This window comes from Streptomyces sp. NPDC046261, from assembly GCF_040646235.1.
GTDB lineage: Bacteria > Actinomycetota > Actinomycetes > Streptomycetales > Streptomycetaceae > Streptomyces.
Map to the genome: position 1 here is coordinate 175,933 of NZ_JBEYZU010000004.1, position 13,407 is coordinate 189,339.

11 protein-coding genes are annotated in these 13,407 nt (G+C 75.3%); 4 read left to right on the plus strand and 7 right to left on the minus strand.

Annotated features, from left to right (window positions below; genetic code table 11):
- Positions 1–31 precede the first annotated feature (31 nt).
- Genes ABZ956_RS10160 through rsmH form a run of 4 tightly spaced genes read right to left on the minus strand, consistent with a single transcriptional unit; the run spans position 32 to position 5,254 of the window.
- Positions 32–1,735, minus strand: a complete 1,704-nt coding sequence (locus ABZ956_RS10160) for a UDP-N-acetylmuramoyl-L-alanyl-D-glutamate--2,6-diaminopimelate ligase (RefSeq protein WP_361889812.1) — start codon at positions 1,733–1,735, stop codon at positions 32–34.
- Positions 1,736–1,758: 23 nt separating this feature from the next.
- The gene (locus tag ABZ956_RS10165; protein WP_361889815.1) at positions 1,759–3,666 is read right to left on the minus strand and encodes a penicillin-binding protein 2; all 1,908 of its coding nucleotides are present in this window, start codon (positions 3,664–3,666) and stop codon (positions 1,759–1,761) included.
- 8 nt (positions 3,667–3,674) lie between these two features.
- Complete coding sequence (locus ABZ956_RS10170) at positions 3,675–4,298, minus strand: septum formation initiator family protein (RefSeq protein ID WP_361889818.1); 624 nt, start codon at positions 4,296–4,298, stop codon at positions 3,675–3,677.
- Positions 4,295–5,254 (minus strand): 16S rRNA (cytosine(1402)-N(4))-methyltransferase RsmH, encoded by a 960-nt coding sequence (gene rsmH / locus ABZ956_RS10175; RefSeq protein ID WP_361889821.1) that lies wholly within the window; start codon positions 5,252–5,254, stop codon positions 4,295–4,297. Before rsmH ends, ABZ956_RS10170 begins: the two co-directional genes overlap by 4 nt.
- A 295-nt stretch (positions 5,255–5,549) precedes the next feature.
- Here rsmH and ABZ956_RS10180 point away from each other — a divergent pair, with 295 nt between their 5' ends.
- From ABZ956_RS10180 to ABZ956_RS10195, 4 genes are all read left to right on the plus strand, one after another.
- A complete protein-coding gene (locus ABZ956_RS10180; protein WP_361889824.1) occupies positions 5,550–6,104 on the plus strand; it encodes a carbonic anhydrase in 555 nt (184 codons plus the stop codon).
- A 166-nt stretch (positions 6,105–6,270) separates the two neighbouring features.
- Positions 6,271–7,269 (plus strand): MoxR family ATPase, encoded by a 999-nt coding sequence (locus ABZ956_RS10185; protein ID WP_361889827.1) that lies wholly within the window; start codon positions 6,271–6,273, stop codon positions 7,267–7,269.
- The gene (locus tag ABZ956_RS10190; RefSeq protein WP_361889830.1) at positions 7,269–8,630 is read left to right on the plus strand and encodes a DUF58 domain-containing protein; all 1,362 of its coding nucleotides are present in this window, start codon (positions 7,269–7,271) and stop codon (positions 8,628–8,630) included. The genes ABZ956_RS10185 and ABZ956_RS10190 overlap by 1 nt, the downstream gene beginning before the upstream one ends.
- Complete coding sequence (locus tag ABZ956_RS10195; protein WP_361889833.1) at positions 8,627–11,110, plus strand: DUF3488 and transglutaminase-like domain-containing protein; 2,484 nt, start codon at positions 8,627–8,629, stop codon at positions 11,108–11,110. Before ABZ956_RS10190 ends, ABZ956_RS10195 begins: the two co-directional genes overlap by 4 nt.
- Positions 11,111–11,197: 87 nt before the next feature.
- On the opposite strand, the gene ABZ956_RS10200 is transcribed toward ABZ956_RS10195, so the two are convergent.
- From ABZ956_RS10200 to ABZ956_RS10210, 3 genes are all read right to left on the minus strand, one after another.
- On the minus strand, positions 11,198–11,593 hold the full coding sequence (locus ABZ956_RS10200) for a DUF3040 domain-containing protein (protein WP_361889836.1): 396 nt from the start codon (positions 11,591–11,593) through the stop codon (positions 11,198–11,200).
- 236 nt (positions 11,594–11,829) lie between these two features.
- Complete coding sequence (locus tag ABZ956_RS10205) at positions 11,830–12,585, minus strand: methyltransferase domain-containing protein (RefSeq protein WP_361889839.1); 756 nt, start codon at positions 12,583–12,585, stop codon at positions 11,830–11,832.
- Between the two features lie 117 nt (positions 12,586–12,702).
- On the minus strand, positions 12,703–13,215 hold the full coding sequence (locus ABZ956_RS10210) for an SAV_6107 family HEPN domain-containing protein (protein ID WP_361889842.1): 513 nt from the start codon (positions 13,213–13,215) through the stop codon (positions 12,703–12,705).
- Positions 13,216–13,407 lie beyond the last annotated feature (192 nt).

Here is a 13,407-nt window from a genome sequence, read left to right on the forward strand (position 1 = left end):
GGGGGGAGGGTTGTACGCGCATGGCGGTCTGTCATCCCTGGTCGTTCCGGTGCTTGGTCGACGAACGCAGTCGCGTGTCGGCTTCGATCGCCTCGCGCAGCACCCGGCGGTCGTCGAAGGGGCGTACCACTCCGGCGATGTCCTGGCCCTGTTCGTGGCCCTTGCCCAGGACCAGGACGGTGTCGCCGGGTTCGGCGCGGGCGACGGCGGCGGCGATGGCCGCGGCGCGGTCCTCCAGCAGGAGGACGGTGCCGCGCTCGGCGGCGGGCACCTCGGCGGCGCCCGCGAGCATGGTGGCGAGGATCGCGAGGGGGTCCTCGGAGCGGGGGTTGTCGGAGGTCAGTACGGCCGTGTCGGCGCCACGGGCCAGCGCGGCGCCCATGGGGGCGCGCTTGGTCGCGTCGCGGTCGCCGCCGCAGCCGAGCACGGCGTGGATGCGGCCCGTGCCGACCTTGCGCAGGGCGCGGAGAACCGATTCGACGGCATCCGTCTTGTGCGCGTAGTCGACGACCGCGAGGTAGGGCTGGCCGGCGTCCACGCGCTCCAGGCGGCCGGGGACGCCGGGGACGGCCGCGACGCCGTCGGCGGCGGTCTGCGGGTCGGCGCCGGCGGCGACAAGCGCGACGATCGCGGCGAGCGCGTTGGCGACGTTGAACGGGCCGGCCAGCGGCGCCCTGGCGGTCACGGACCGGCCCTCGGGGCCCAGGACGGTGAAGGTCGAGTCGAACGGGCCGATCTCCACGTCGACCGCGCGCCAGTCGGCGTCCTCGCGGCCCTCGGCGGAGAAGGTGATCACCGGGACCTCGGACACGCCCTCGGCGAGGCGGCGCCCGTACTCGTCGTCGGCGTTGACCACGCCCACCCGGCTGCGCCGCTTGGTGAACAGCTCGGCCTTGGCGGCGAAGTAGTCCTCCATGCCCGTGTGGAACTCCATGTGCTCCGGGCTGAGGTTGTTGAAGACGGCGACGTCGAAGACGCAGCCGTCGACGCGGCCGAGCCGCAGGGCGTGGCTGGAGACCTCCATGGCCACCGAGCGCACGCCGCGCTCGCGCATGACGGCGAAGAGCGCCTGCAGGTCCGTGGCCTCGGGGGTGGTGCGCTCCGACTTGACGCGCTCGTCGCCGATGCGGGACTCCACGGTGCCGATCAGGCCCGTCGGGCCGCCGAGGGCCCGCAGCCCGCCCTCGATGAGGTAGGCGGTGGTGGTCTTGCCCGAGGTGCCGGTGATGCCGATCTGCAGCAGGTCCCCGCCGGGCTCGCCGTAGATCGTGGCGGCCAGGGCGCCCATCCGGGCGCGCGGGTCGTCGACGGTGAGCACCGGCAGACCCGTGGCGGCGGCGCGCTCTGCGCCCGCCGGGTCGGTCAGCACGGCGGCGGCGCCCAGGCCCGCGGCCTGGGCGGCGAAGTCCGCGCCGTGGAAGCGGGCGCCGGGCAGGGCGGCGTAGACGTCGCCCGGGCGCACGGCCCGCGAGTCGTGGGTGATGCCGGTGACCGCGACGGCCTCCGCGCCCCGCGGGACGGGGATGCCCAGCTGACCGGCCAGCTCCGCGACCGGCACGGGGCGGACCTGGGTGGGGCGGGGCGCTCCCGGGGCCATGGCGGGGGCGTCCTGGTGCGTGGTGTGGGACTGATCAGCGTGGGGCACGGCGGTGAGCGTACCGGGCGTACCCGCCTCGTCGCGAAGCGAGGGGCGCCCCGGGCCGCGGTTCCCCGGATCGGGAGTGATCGTCGTCACGGCTGCTGCTCGCCGGGGCCGGCTCACTGCGCGTCGTAGCTCACCGGCAGCCGGGGCGGCTGCGAGCCCGACGGCGGCACCTGGAGGGTCTTCAGGGCGAACTCCATGACCTGCTTGAAGACCGGGCCGCAGATCTGCCCGCCGAAGTAACTGCCCTTGGTGGGGTTCTGGATGGCGCAGTAGACGGTGAGCCGGGGCTGGTCGGCGGGGGCGAAGCCGGCGAAGGAGGCGGTGTAGCCGTGGTAGCGGCCGGTCAGCGGGTCCACCCGGTTGGACGTGCCGGTCTTACCGGCGACGCGGTAGCCGGGGATCTTGGCCTTGGTGCCGGTGCCCTCCTGGTCGTCGACCACCGACTCCAGCATCGTCGAGAGCTCCTTGGCGGTCTTCTCGCTGATCACGCGGGTGCGCGGCGGTGCCTGGGCGGGCTCGAACCGGCCGTCGGGGCCCTTGGCGCCGCGGACGAGCGAGGGCTGTACGCGCTCGCCGCCGCCGGCGATGGTGGAGTACACCGAGGCGGCCTGCACGGCGTTCAGGGACAGGCCCTGGCCGAAGGGGATGGTGTAGGGCCGGGAGGACTTCCAGTCCTTGGGCCCCGCGAGGATGCCGGGGGTCTCGCCGGGGAAGTTCAGGCCGGTGGGGCGGCCGATGCCGAACTTGCGGAGATAGGTGTAGAGGACCTGGTTGGCCTCCTCGCGGCTCTTGCCGAGCTGCTCGCTGGCCAGGATGGTGCCGATGTTGCTGGACTTGGCGAGGACTCCGTTGAGGGTCAGGTGCCAGGTGGGGTGGTCGATGTCGTCGGCGAAGGCCCGGTCGGCGCGCGGCAGCCGGTTGGGCACCTCCACGTGCGTGGCGGGCGTGGCGACGCCCTCCTCCAGGACCGCGGCCATGGTCATGACCTTGCTGACGCTGCCGGGTTCGTAGGCGTCCTGCAGCGCGGCGTTGCCCAGGGCGGCCCGGTCGGCCTTGTCGAGCTCGTTGGGGTTGTAGCCCGGGGCGTTGGCCATGGCCAGGATCTCGCCGGTGCGGGTGTCCTGGACGACGACGTAGCCGCGGTCGGCCTGCGAGTCCTTCACCTGGCGGGCGATGGCGCTCTGGGCGGCCCACTGGATGTCGCGGTCGATGGTCAGCTCGACGTCGGAGCCGGGCACGGCGGCCTGCTCCTTGACGTCCCCGGTGGGCACCTGGCGGCCGCCGGACTGGGCGTAGACGCGCCGGCCGTTCTTGCCGGCGAGGGTCTCGTTGAGCTGGGCCTCCAGGCCGCCGGCGCCCTGGCCGTCGCCGTTGACGAAGCCCAGCAGCCCGGCGGCGAGCTCGCCGTTGGGGTACACGCGCTTGCTGTGGGACTCACGGTTGACGCCCGCGAGGACGTTCGCGCCCTTGCCGCGGGCGGCCCGGTCGGCCTGCGCCTTCTTCAGCTCGGTGATCTTCTTCCAGACCTGGGGGCTCTGCCGCCGGGCGAGGACGACGTACTTCGACTTGGGGTTGGCGGTGAGCTTCTCCTCCAGCACGTCGGGCTCCTCGTGGAGCACGGGTGCCAGGAGCTCGGCGGCCAGCCGGGCGGCGCCCTCGGCCTTGATCCGCTCGGGGGTGAGCAGGTCGGGGGCGGCGGTGATGTCGTAGGCGTCGACGGTGGTGGCCAGGTCCACGCCGCCGCGGTCGGTGATGGAGCCGCGCTCGGCGGCCAGCGTGACGGGGATGTAGCGGTTGACGTTGGCCCGGGCGGCGTAGGCGTCGGCGTCGACGGCCTGCACCTGCAGCAGCCGCACGGTGAAGACGAGCAGGACGAGCGTGAGCCCGACCCCGATCATGCGCAGCCGGGGCCGGGGACTGCCCAGCCGCAGGGCCTGGGCCCCGGGACGGGGGCGGGCCGGTCGCGCGGCGGGGCGCGCGGGCCCGGGAACCGGGCGGCGGGGCTGCCTGGGCGCCGTCACGACCTCACCTACCTGACCTGTTGGAGGCTTCCCGCCGCGGTGGGCAGCGGGAGCGCCGGTTCGGGGAGCGCCGGCGCCGGGGCGTCGGCCGGGCCCGCGGGCCCCTCGTCACGCACGGCCGGGAGCCCGCCCGGGACGCGCACGGCCGGGTCCGGCCCGGTCGTCGGCCGGGCCGGCGGGGGCGGGACGGCCGGGGGCTGCTCGGCGGGGGGCGCCTCGGGGGCCTGGGGCAGGGGAGCGGGGGCGACGTAGGCCGCCGGGGTGGCGGAGTCCTCGGAGCCGGCGGGGGCCGGGGAGCCGCTGACGGTGCCGTCGGGGTTGAGGAAGGCGGGGCTGCCGCCGGGGACCATGCCCAGCTCGCGGGCGCGGCGCTCGAGCGCGTCGGGGGCGGCGAGCTGGTCGACCTCCTGCTGGAGGGCCTGCTGCTCGTCGGTGAGCTCGGTGGTCTTGCGCTGGAGCCGGCTGAGGTCGAAGGAGCCCTGGTTGAGGGAGGAGTTCAGCAGCAGCAGCGAGATGAGGCCGGAGCCGAGCAGCACGACGACCAGGAGGACGAAGGGGGTGCGCTTGGCTCCGACGGCGCCGACCGGCAGCAGCCGGCCCAGGCGGGCGCCCCGGCGGGCGGCCGGGGTCACGGGATGTCCTCGCGGATGCGCTCGGCGCCGCGCAGCCGGGCGGGGGCGGCCCGCCGGTTCTCGGCGATCTCCTCCTCGGTGGGCAGCTCGGCGCCGCGCGTGAGCAGCTTCAGCCGGGGCTGGTAGCGCTCGGGCACGACCGGCAGCCCGGGCGGCGCGGTGGTGGCGGCGCCCGCCGCGAAGACGCCCTTGACGATGCGGTCCTCCAGCGACTGGTACGACAGCACGGCGATCCGGCCGCCGACCGCGAGCGCGGCGACGGCGGCGGGGATGGCCGCCTCCACGCTGGCCAGCTCGGCGTTGACCTCGATGCGCAGCGCCTGAAAGGTGCGCTTGGCGGGGTTGCCGCCGGTGCGCTTGGCGGCCTGCGGCAGGGCGTCGCGGATGAGCTCGACGAGGCGGGCGCTGTTGGAGAAGGGCTCCTTCGCGCGCTCGCGGACGATGGCGGAGACGATCCGCTTGGCCTGCTTCTCCTCGCCGTACGCGCGCAGGATGCGCACCAGCTCGCCGGGCGGATAGGTGTTGAGGACCTCGGCGGCGCTGATTCCGCTCGTCTGGTCCATCCGCATGTCCAGCGGCGCGTCCTGCGCGTAGGCGAAGCCGCGGTCGGCCTCGTCGAGCTGCATGGAGGAGACGCCGAGGTCGAAGAGAACACCCTGGACGCGGGGGATGCCGAGCCGCTTCAGCACGTCGGGCAGCTCGTGGTAGACGGCGCGCACCAGCGTGGCGCGGTCGCCGAAGGGGGCCAGGCGCTCACCGGCGAGCGCCAGGGCCGTGGGGTCGCGGTCGAGGGCGACGAGCCGGGCCTCCGGGAAGCGGGTGAGCAGCGCCTCGCTGTGGCCGCCGGCGCCGAGCGTGCAGTCGACGACGACCGCCCCGGGCTCGGTGAGGGCGGGGGCGAGCATGTCCAGGCAGCGCTGGAGCATGACGGGGACGTGTCGCGCGTTGCTGCTCATGCGCCCTTCTGAGAAGTACGGGGAGGCGCGGGGCGCACGCACCGCCGGGTCCCCGCCCGCTCGAAGGGGAAGCGGCCGTTCTGACGCCGGGGAAGTGCCGTCAGGGCGACCGGGAGCGGGAGGAGGCCGAGGGGTACGTACGCACCGCGCGCACGTGGTGATTCTTCGGATCCAAGGGGAGCGTCACGCCTCCCACTTCGCGCCACTTTAGTCCACTCGTCCCCTCGGTCAACCAACTGGCCAGCGCGTCACTCCGCGCGTGCGTCGCGGCCGGGCGCCGACTACCTTCATCCGTATGTCGATATCCGCGTCTCAGCCGCAAGAGCCCAGCTCCGGCACCGGCCCCGCCGCCAGGACGGTCACCGACCGCCTCGTGGAGGCCAACGCGAAGTACGCCGCCGCGTTCACCGACCCGGGCATGGACGCCCGCCCCGTCCTGAAAGTCGCGGTCGTCGCCTGCATGGACGCCCGCATCGACCTGCACGCCGCGCTGGGCCTGGAGCTCGGCGACTGCCACACCATCCGCAACGCGGGCGGTGTGGTCACCGACGACATCATCCGCTCCCTCACCATCAGCCAGCGGGCCCTGGGCACCCGCTCCGTCGTGCTGATCCACCACACCGGCTGTGGCCTGCTCAACCTCACCGAGGACTTCCGGCACGAGATCGAGGCGGAGGTCGGACAGCGGCCCCCGTGGGCGGTGGAGGCGTTCAAGGACCTCGACCAGGACGTGCGCCAGTCCATGCAGCGCGTGCGCACCTCGCCCTTCCTGCCCCACCGCGACGATGTGCGCGGCTTCGTCTTCGACGTCTCGACGGGTCTGCTGAGGGAGATCGACCCGCGGCCCTGACCGGGATCCGACGAGTTATCCACAGGCGGTGACGGGACACCGCGCGGGCGGCAAGAATGCCTAGGGGCGCCGCCTCCGCGACATACGCGGGCGCTGTGTCCACGCTGCGGGGTGGGCCGGTCCGTACCGTCGGGCCACGGCCCTGGGACGGGCCGAGGAGGGCCGGGTGACGACCTATGACGATCGAGCGAGCCTGAGCGATCTGACCACGACGGCGGAGCGTGTCCGCAGGTCGGTGGAGGGTGTGATCGAGGGCAAGCCGGAGGTCGTACGGCTCTCGCTGACCGTACTGCTCGCCGAGGGGCATCTGCTGATCGAGGACGTGCCGGGGGTGGGCAAGACCATGCTCGCCAAGGCCCTGGCCCGGTCCGTCGACTGCTCGGTGCGGCGCATCCAGTTCACACCGGACCTGCTGCCGTCCGACATCACCGGCGTGAGCGTCTACGACCAGCAGCGCCGTGACTTCGAGTTCAAGCCGGGGGCGATCTTCGCGCAGATCGTGATCGGTGACGAGATCAACCGCGCCTCGCCCAAGACCCAGTCGGCGCTGCTGGAGTCGATGGAGGAGCGCCAGGTCACCATCGACGGGCACACCTACGAGCTGCCGAGCCCGTTCATGGTGGTGGCCACGCAGAACCCGGTCGAGATGGAGGGCACGTATCCGCTGCCCGAGGCGCAGCGCGACCGCTTCATGGCCCGTGTGTCCATCGGCTATCCCAGCCCGGAGGCCGAGCTGCGGATGCTGGACGTGCACGGGGGCCCCTCCCCGCTGGAGGACCTGCAGCCCGTCGCGCACGCGCACGAGATCGTCAAGCTGGTGGACGCGGTCCGCACGGTCCACGTCGCCGAGTCGGTGCGGCGCTACGCGGTCGACCTGGTCGGCGCGACCCGCAGCCACCCCGAACTCAGACTCGGCGCGTCGCCGCGGGCGACGCTGCACCTGCTGCGGGCGGCGAAGGCCGCGGCGGCGCTGGCCGGGCGCGACTTCGCCCTGCCGGACGACGTGCGGGCGCTGGCGGTGCCGGTCCTCGCGCACCGGCTGCTGCCGACCGCGCAGGCCCAGCTCGGCCGCCGCACGGCCGAGCAGGTCGTCCTGGACATCCTGCAGCGCACTCCGGTGCCCGACCCGTTCGGCCAGCGGCCGCCGGGCGCCCGGCGGCTGTGATGCGGCGGCCGGCGGGCGCGCGGGACGCGGCGGGCGGGGCCGGGGGCGGCCTGGGGGCGGCGCTGGGCGGGCTGACCACCCGGGGCCGCTCGTTCCTGGCGGCCGGGGTGGCCGCGGCCGGGTGTTCGTACGTCCTGGGCCAGGAGGACCTGCTGCGGGTGGGGCTGCTGCTGGCCGTGCTGCCCCTGGTGTGCGTGATCGTGCTGCACCGCACCCGCCACCGGGTCACCGGCAGCAGGCGGCTCACGCCGGCGCGGGTGACCGCCTCGGCGGAGGCCCGGGTGGGGCTGCGCGTCGACAATGTCTCGCGGCTGCCCACGGGCGTGCTGATGCTCCAGGACCGGGTGCCCTACGTGCTGGGGCCGCGCCCGCGCTTCGTCCTGGCCCGCATGGAGCCGGGCGGGCGGCGCGAGGTGTCCTACCGGGTCCGCTCGGATCTGCGCGGCCGCTATCCGCTGGGCCCGCTGGAGCTGCGGCTGGCGGACCCGTTCGGGATGTGCGAGCTGACCCGGGGGTTCGGGGCCTACGACACGCTGACGGTCGTGCCGCGCGTCGAGGCGCTGCCGCCGGTGCGGCTGGGCGGTCCGGGCACGGGCTACGGCGACGGACACCACCGCGCGCTCGCCCTGGCCGGCGAGGACGACATCATTCCCCGTGGCTACCGGCACGGCGACGATCTGCGCCGGGTGCACTGGCGCTCCACCGCCCGCCACGGCGAGCTGATGGTGCGCCGCGAGGAGCAGCCGCAGCGGGCCCCGTGCACGGTGCTGCTGGACACCCGCGCCATCGCCTACGCCGGGGCGGGGCCGCACTCGCCCTTCGAGTGGGCGGTGGCGGGGGCGGCCTCCGCCGCGGTGCACCTGCTGGAGCGGGGCCTGGCGGTGCGGCTGCTGACCGACACGGGCAGCTCGGTGCCGGGGCCGCAGGGCACGGGCGGCGCGGGCTCCCCGCACGGCTCGGCGGACGTCGCCGGGCTGGTGCTGGATGCCCTCGCCGTGCTGGAGCACTCCGAGGGCACCAGCCTCTCCCCCGCCCACGACGCGCTGCGCGGCGGCGGGGCGGGGCTGCTGGTGGCGTTCTTCGGTGAGCTGGACGAGCAGCAGACGGTGATCGCCGCGCGGATGCGACAGCGCGGCGGCACGGCGGTGGCCTTCGTCCTGGACGGCGCCTGCTGGGCGGGCGCCCCGCCGGGCGCGGACCGGCGGGGCGCGGAGCAGCGGCTGCGCCTGCTGCGCGAAGCGGGGTGGACGGCGCTGGCGGTCTCCCCGGGCGCGACGCTGAGCGACCTGTGGCGGCTCGCGGGCGCGCCGGACGGCCGGGCGGAGGCGCGCCCGGGCGGCGTGGCGGGGGGCCGGTCATGAACGGGTCGGTGCGTGCGGCGGTGTGCGCGGCGGTGGCGACGCTCGCGGCGTCCAGCACGATGCTGCCCCTGATCGACCGGTCCGCGTGGCTGCTGCAGGCCGCCCTGTTGCTGACCGTCCAGACAGCGGTCGGCGTGGTGGCCCGCCAGGTGCCGCTGCCGAGGTGGCTGACGGTCGCGGTGCAGGCGCTGACCGGGCTGCTGCTGCTCACCGTGGTCTTCGCCCGGTCGCAGGCGGTGGGTGGGCTGCTGCCGGGCCCCGACGTCTTCCAGGAGTTCGGCCAGCTGCTGCGGGAGGGCGCGGAGGACGTCGGGCGGTACGCGATCCCGGCGCCGGCGACGCTGGCCATCAGACTGCTGCTGGTCGGCGGGGTGCTGATCGTGGGCCTGGCGGTGGACGCGGTAGCGGTCACGTTCCGCAGCGCGGCGCCGGCGGGCCTGCCGCTGCTCGCGCTGTACTCGGTCGGAGCCGGGCTGGCCAAGGGCGGCTCCGGCTGGCCGTGGTTCCTGGCGGCCGCGGGCGGCTATCTGCTGCTGCTCCTGGCCGAGAGCCGCGAGCGGCTCTCGCGGTGGGGCCGGGTCTTCGGCGGCCCGGGGCCCTCGCCCGCCGGCTCCGGCTCCCCGGGGCCGCCTGCCGACGGGCCGGGGCACGCCGTGAGCCCGGTGCGCACGGGGCGGCGGATCGGTGCGCTCGCGCTCGGGCTCGCCCTGGCGATACCGGCCGTGCTGCCGTCCGTCGGCGGCGGGCTGCTGCAGCCGCGCGGCAGGGCCGCGGGCTCCGGCGACGGGGGCACCATCTCCGCCGTCAATCCGCTGGTCTCGCTGCAGAACAACCTCAACCAGCCGGAGAACCGCGAGGTGATGCGCTACCGCACCTCCACGGCCTCCACCGAGGACCTGTATCTGCGCATCGTCGCGCTCGACGCATTCGACGGTTCGTCATGGCGCGCCTCCGAGCGGCGCATCACCGGTGTGCCCGACCCGCTGCCTTTCCCGGCGGGGCTGGCTCCCGGGGTCCGCACCACCGAGGTGTCCACTTCGGTCTCGGCCGCCGAGGGCTACGGCCAGAACTACCTGCCCCTGCCCTACCCGGCGGAGCGAGTCCAGGTCGGCGGGCAGTGGCGGTACGAGCCGGAGGGCCGGACGCTGGTCGGCGACCATGGGCAGACCACCCGTGGCGTCCGCTATCAGGTCTCCAGCCTGCTGGTGGAGCCGACCGCGGCCCAGCTCGCGGCGGCTCCCGCGCCCCCGCAGCAGCTGCTGCGCGAGTACACCAAGGTGCCGCAGTCGCTGCCGAAGGTGGTGTCGTCGACGGCCCGGAAGGTGACCGCCGGTGCGGCGAACGCCTATCAGCAGGCGGTCAGGCTCCAGGACTGGTTCTCCGTGGGCGGCGGATTCCAGTACGACACCGAGGTGCGGTCGGGCAGCGGCAGCGACGCCATAACGCGCTTCCTGGAGGAGAAGAAGGGCTTCTGCGTCCACTTCTCCTTCTCCATGGCAGCCATGGCCCGGACGCTGGGCATCCCCGCGCGGGTGGCTGTCGGCTTCACACCGGGCACTCCCCAGACGGACGGTTCGGTCTCGGTCGGTTCCAAGGACGCGCACGCCTGGCCCGAGCTGTATTTCGAGGGCGCCGGGTGGACCCGCTTCGAGCCGACGCCGAGCCGCGGCACGCCGCCGGAGTACACGGTCTCGCAGTCCCCCGCCGCCCCCGACCCCGCCGAGCCCGCGCCGCTGCCCCGCCGCTCCGCCGCGCCGGCGCCGGCCCCTTCGGCGGACGCGGGCTGTCCCCCGCGGCTGGAGAAGGACGGCGACTGCCCGGGGGCGGTGCGGGAGGCGATCACCGTCGACAGCGGCGGTGGGCCCTCCTGGCGCACACCGGCCGGTGTGGCGCTGGCGGTGCTGGTCGCGCTGGTCCTGCCCGTGCTGCCGCTGCTGTGGCGCACGCGGGTACGGGCCCGGCGCCTGCGCGGCGGGGGCGACCCCCGGGCGGGCACGCTGGCCGCCTGGCGCGAGCTGACCGACTCCGCGTGGGACTACGGCATTCCGCCCGACGAGTCCCTGACGCCCAGGGCGGCGGCCGAGCGGATCGTGGCAAGCGCCGCGCTGGATGCCGCGGCGACCGGGGCCGCGGGCCGGCTGGCGACGGCGGTCGAGCAGGTGCTGTACGCCCCTTCGCCGCGGCCGGCGGCCGAACCGGCCGCGGACGTCGAAGCGGTCAGGGCCGGCCTGCGGGCCTCGGCGAACCGCCGCACGCGCCTGCGCGCCCTGCTGGCCCCCCGCTCGGCCGCCCGCCTCGCCTGGGGCGCGTCACACCGCTGGTCGCAGGCGGCCGCACGACTACGGACCGCGCTGCGGCGCCGCGGATCCCGTGACGGACATCCCCGCCCACCGGGGGCGGGCGATCCGGCCCGCCCCTGCGATGGCGAGGCGTCCAGCCGGTCCGGACGGCGGGAAACGGTGAAGGTGAAGGGGCGGTGAAGGGCGGGGCCCCGGAGCGGCATACGCCTGGGGGCCAGGACCGTTCGGTCCTGGCCCCCAGGCCATGCTGAAAGAGGATCGCCGGGCTCAGTGGCCCTGTTCGTCACGGCGGCGCTGCCACCGCTGCTCGATCCGGTCCATCATGCCGCGCCGGCGGCCGGCCGGCCGCCGGGGCATTCCCGCAGGAGCGGCACCCCGCTGAGCACCCGGCCGGGGAGCCTTCCGCCACCCCGTCACCGCGAGCACGGCGCAGGCCAGCATGACGAGGAAGCCCACGACGCTGATCCAGATCCGCTGGGCGACCATTCCGGCCATGAGGAGCGCGATGCCCACCAGAAAACCCGCGACCGCCTGGTAGACCCGTCGCCGGGTGTACGTACGCAGGCCGCTGCCCTCGAGCGCTGTCGCGAACTTGGGATCTTCGGCGTACAGCGCTCGCTCCATCTGCTCGAGCATGCGCTGCTCGTGCTCCGAGAGCGGCACGGAGTCCTCCTACTCGTCGGTCGCGGGGGGCGACCGGGTGCGACCCTTTCAGGATAGGCAGGGAATCGCCCCCGTGAAACCCGCCCCTCTGCGCCAAATCGGCCACCGGCCCCGGTGTGGCGATCGATGCCCTCGGGACGTACATTCCCTGCTCGCCGATCCGCCATGCCGGACGGTGTCCCCCGATCATACGGGGCGAACGGGCCGACCGGGTGGCCCGCGTCCGATGCGCGGATTCAGCCGCGCTCGGCCAGGACGTGCAGCTGAGTGGCCACCGAGTGGAAGGCCGGCAGCTCGGCCGCCGCGGCCTCCAGCCGGAGGAGCGCGTCGAGGGCTCCGGGCTCGGCGTCGACGAGGACACCGGGCACCAAGTCGGCGAAGACGCGCACGCCGTGCACCGCCGAGACCTCCAGGCCCGCGTCGCCCGCGAGCGCGGTGAGCTGGTCGGCGGTGAACCGGCGGGTGACCGGGTCGCCGGCGCCCCAGTGCCCGGCGGGGTCGGCGAGGGCCTGGCGGGCCTCGGTGAAGTGCCCGGCGAGCGCGCGGGCGAGCACGGCGCCGCCGAGGCCGGCGGCGAGCATGCTGAGCGTGCCGGACGGGCGGAGCGCGGCGGCGGCGTTGCGGACGCTCTCCGCGGGGTCCTCCACGTACTCCAGCACGCCGTGGCACAGCACGAGGTCGTAGCCGCCGCGCTCGACGACGTCGAACAGGCCGTGGGCGTCGCCCTGGACACCGCGGACGAGGTCGGCGACACCGGCCTCGGCGGCCCGCCGCTCCAGCGCGAACAGCGCGTTGGGGCTGGGGTCGACGACGGTGACGCGGTGGCCGAGCCGGGCCAGCGGCACGGCGAACTTGCCCGAGCCGCCGCCGGTGTCCAGGACCTCCAGGGCGTCCCGGCCCGCGGCCTTGACCCTGCGGTCGAGGGCGTCCCGCAGGACCTCCCAGACCACGGCGGTACGGAGGGACGCCCGGGGGCGCAGGGGGTCTGACACGGCGGGTGACTCCTCGGCGACGGCGGATGACCGGCGGACGACTGCCGTCGGCGGCCCCCAGCCTAATGGCCCCCGCCACGCCGTCCCGCACCCCGGCCGCGTCGCCCGCGCGCCGCCTCAGCCCGCCCGGCCGTACCGCGCCAACGGCTGCCGGGGCAGGCCCACCTGGAGCACCGGCATCCGCTCGACCAGGCGCAGGAAGGCGTAGGCGTCCCGCAGCAGATCGTCGGCGTCCCGGCGGCTCGCGGCCGACCGTATGCCCGCCTCGGCCCGCGCCCGGCGCCCGGCGCCGGAGGCGAACAGCGCGCTCCACTCGGCCAGTTCGGGAGCGGCCTCCGGCAGGACGTCCCAGACGCTGCGGATGCGGCGGCGCCCGCGCGCGGACGTCTCGGGGCGGCCCCGGGCGGCGAGCACGGCGGCGGCGGTGCGCAGGGCGGCGAGGTGTGCGGTGGCGTATCGCTCGTGGGGCGCGTCCAGCGCGGCGGCCTCCGTCAGGCCCCGGCGGGCCTGGGCGAGCAGGTCGAGGGCCGCGCGCGGGGCCTCGGCAGGGCGCGCGGGGGGCGGCTCGGCCGCCCCCGGGGTCAGGGGGGCCGCAAGGGAGGGGTGGACGTCGCTCACGCGGGCTGCCATGACGAACCTCCTTCGTCGGGGCGGCGATCCGCACGGTGACGGAGCCGCCGTATGGGGCCATCGTGGGGCACACCACTGACAATCGGCCCTGACCTGCGCGAACGGCCTTGGTGAAGTGTTGGGTTGACGGGCCGGGGGACCGCCACGCCATACTTTTTGGACTGACCGGTCAGTTCAAGATCGTTGGAGGTG

Bases quoted from the DNA above. Each gene is read 5' to 3' on its own strand.
- rsmH (WP_361889821.1), bottom strand. From the start codon at position 5,254: ATGAGCAGCAACGCGCGACACGTCCCCGTCATGCTCCAGCGCTGCCTG.
- ABZ956_RS10180 (WP_361889824.1), top strand. From the start codon at position 5,550: ATGTCGATATCCGCGTCTCAGCCGCAAGAGCCCAGCTCCGGCACCGGC.
- ABZ956_RS10190 (WP_361889830.1), top strand. From the start codon at position 7,269: ATGCGGCGGCCGGCGGGCGCGCGGGACGCGGCGGGCGGGGCCGGGGGC.
- ABZ956_RS10195 (WP_361889833.1), top strand. From the start codon at position 8,627: ATGAACGGGTCGGTGCGTGCGGCGGTGTGCGCGGCGGTGGCGACGCTC.
- ABZ956_RS10210 (WP_361889842.1), bottom strand. From the start codon at position 13,215: ATGGCAGCCCGCGTGAGCGACGTCCACCCCTCCCTTGCGGCCCCCCTG.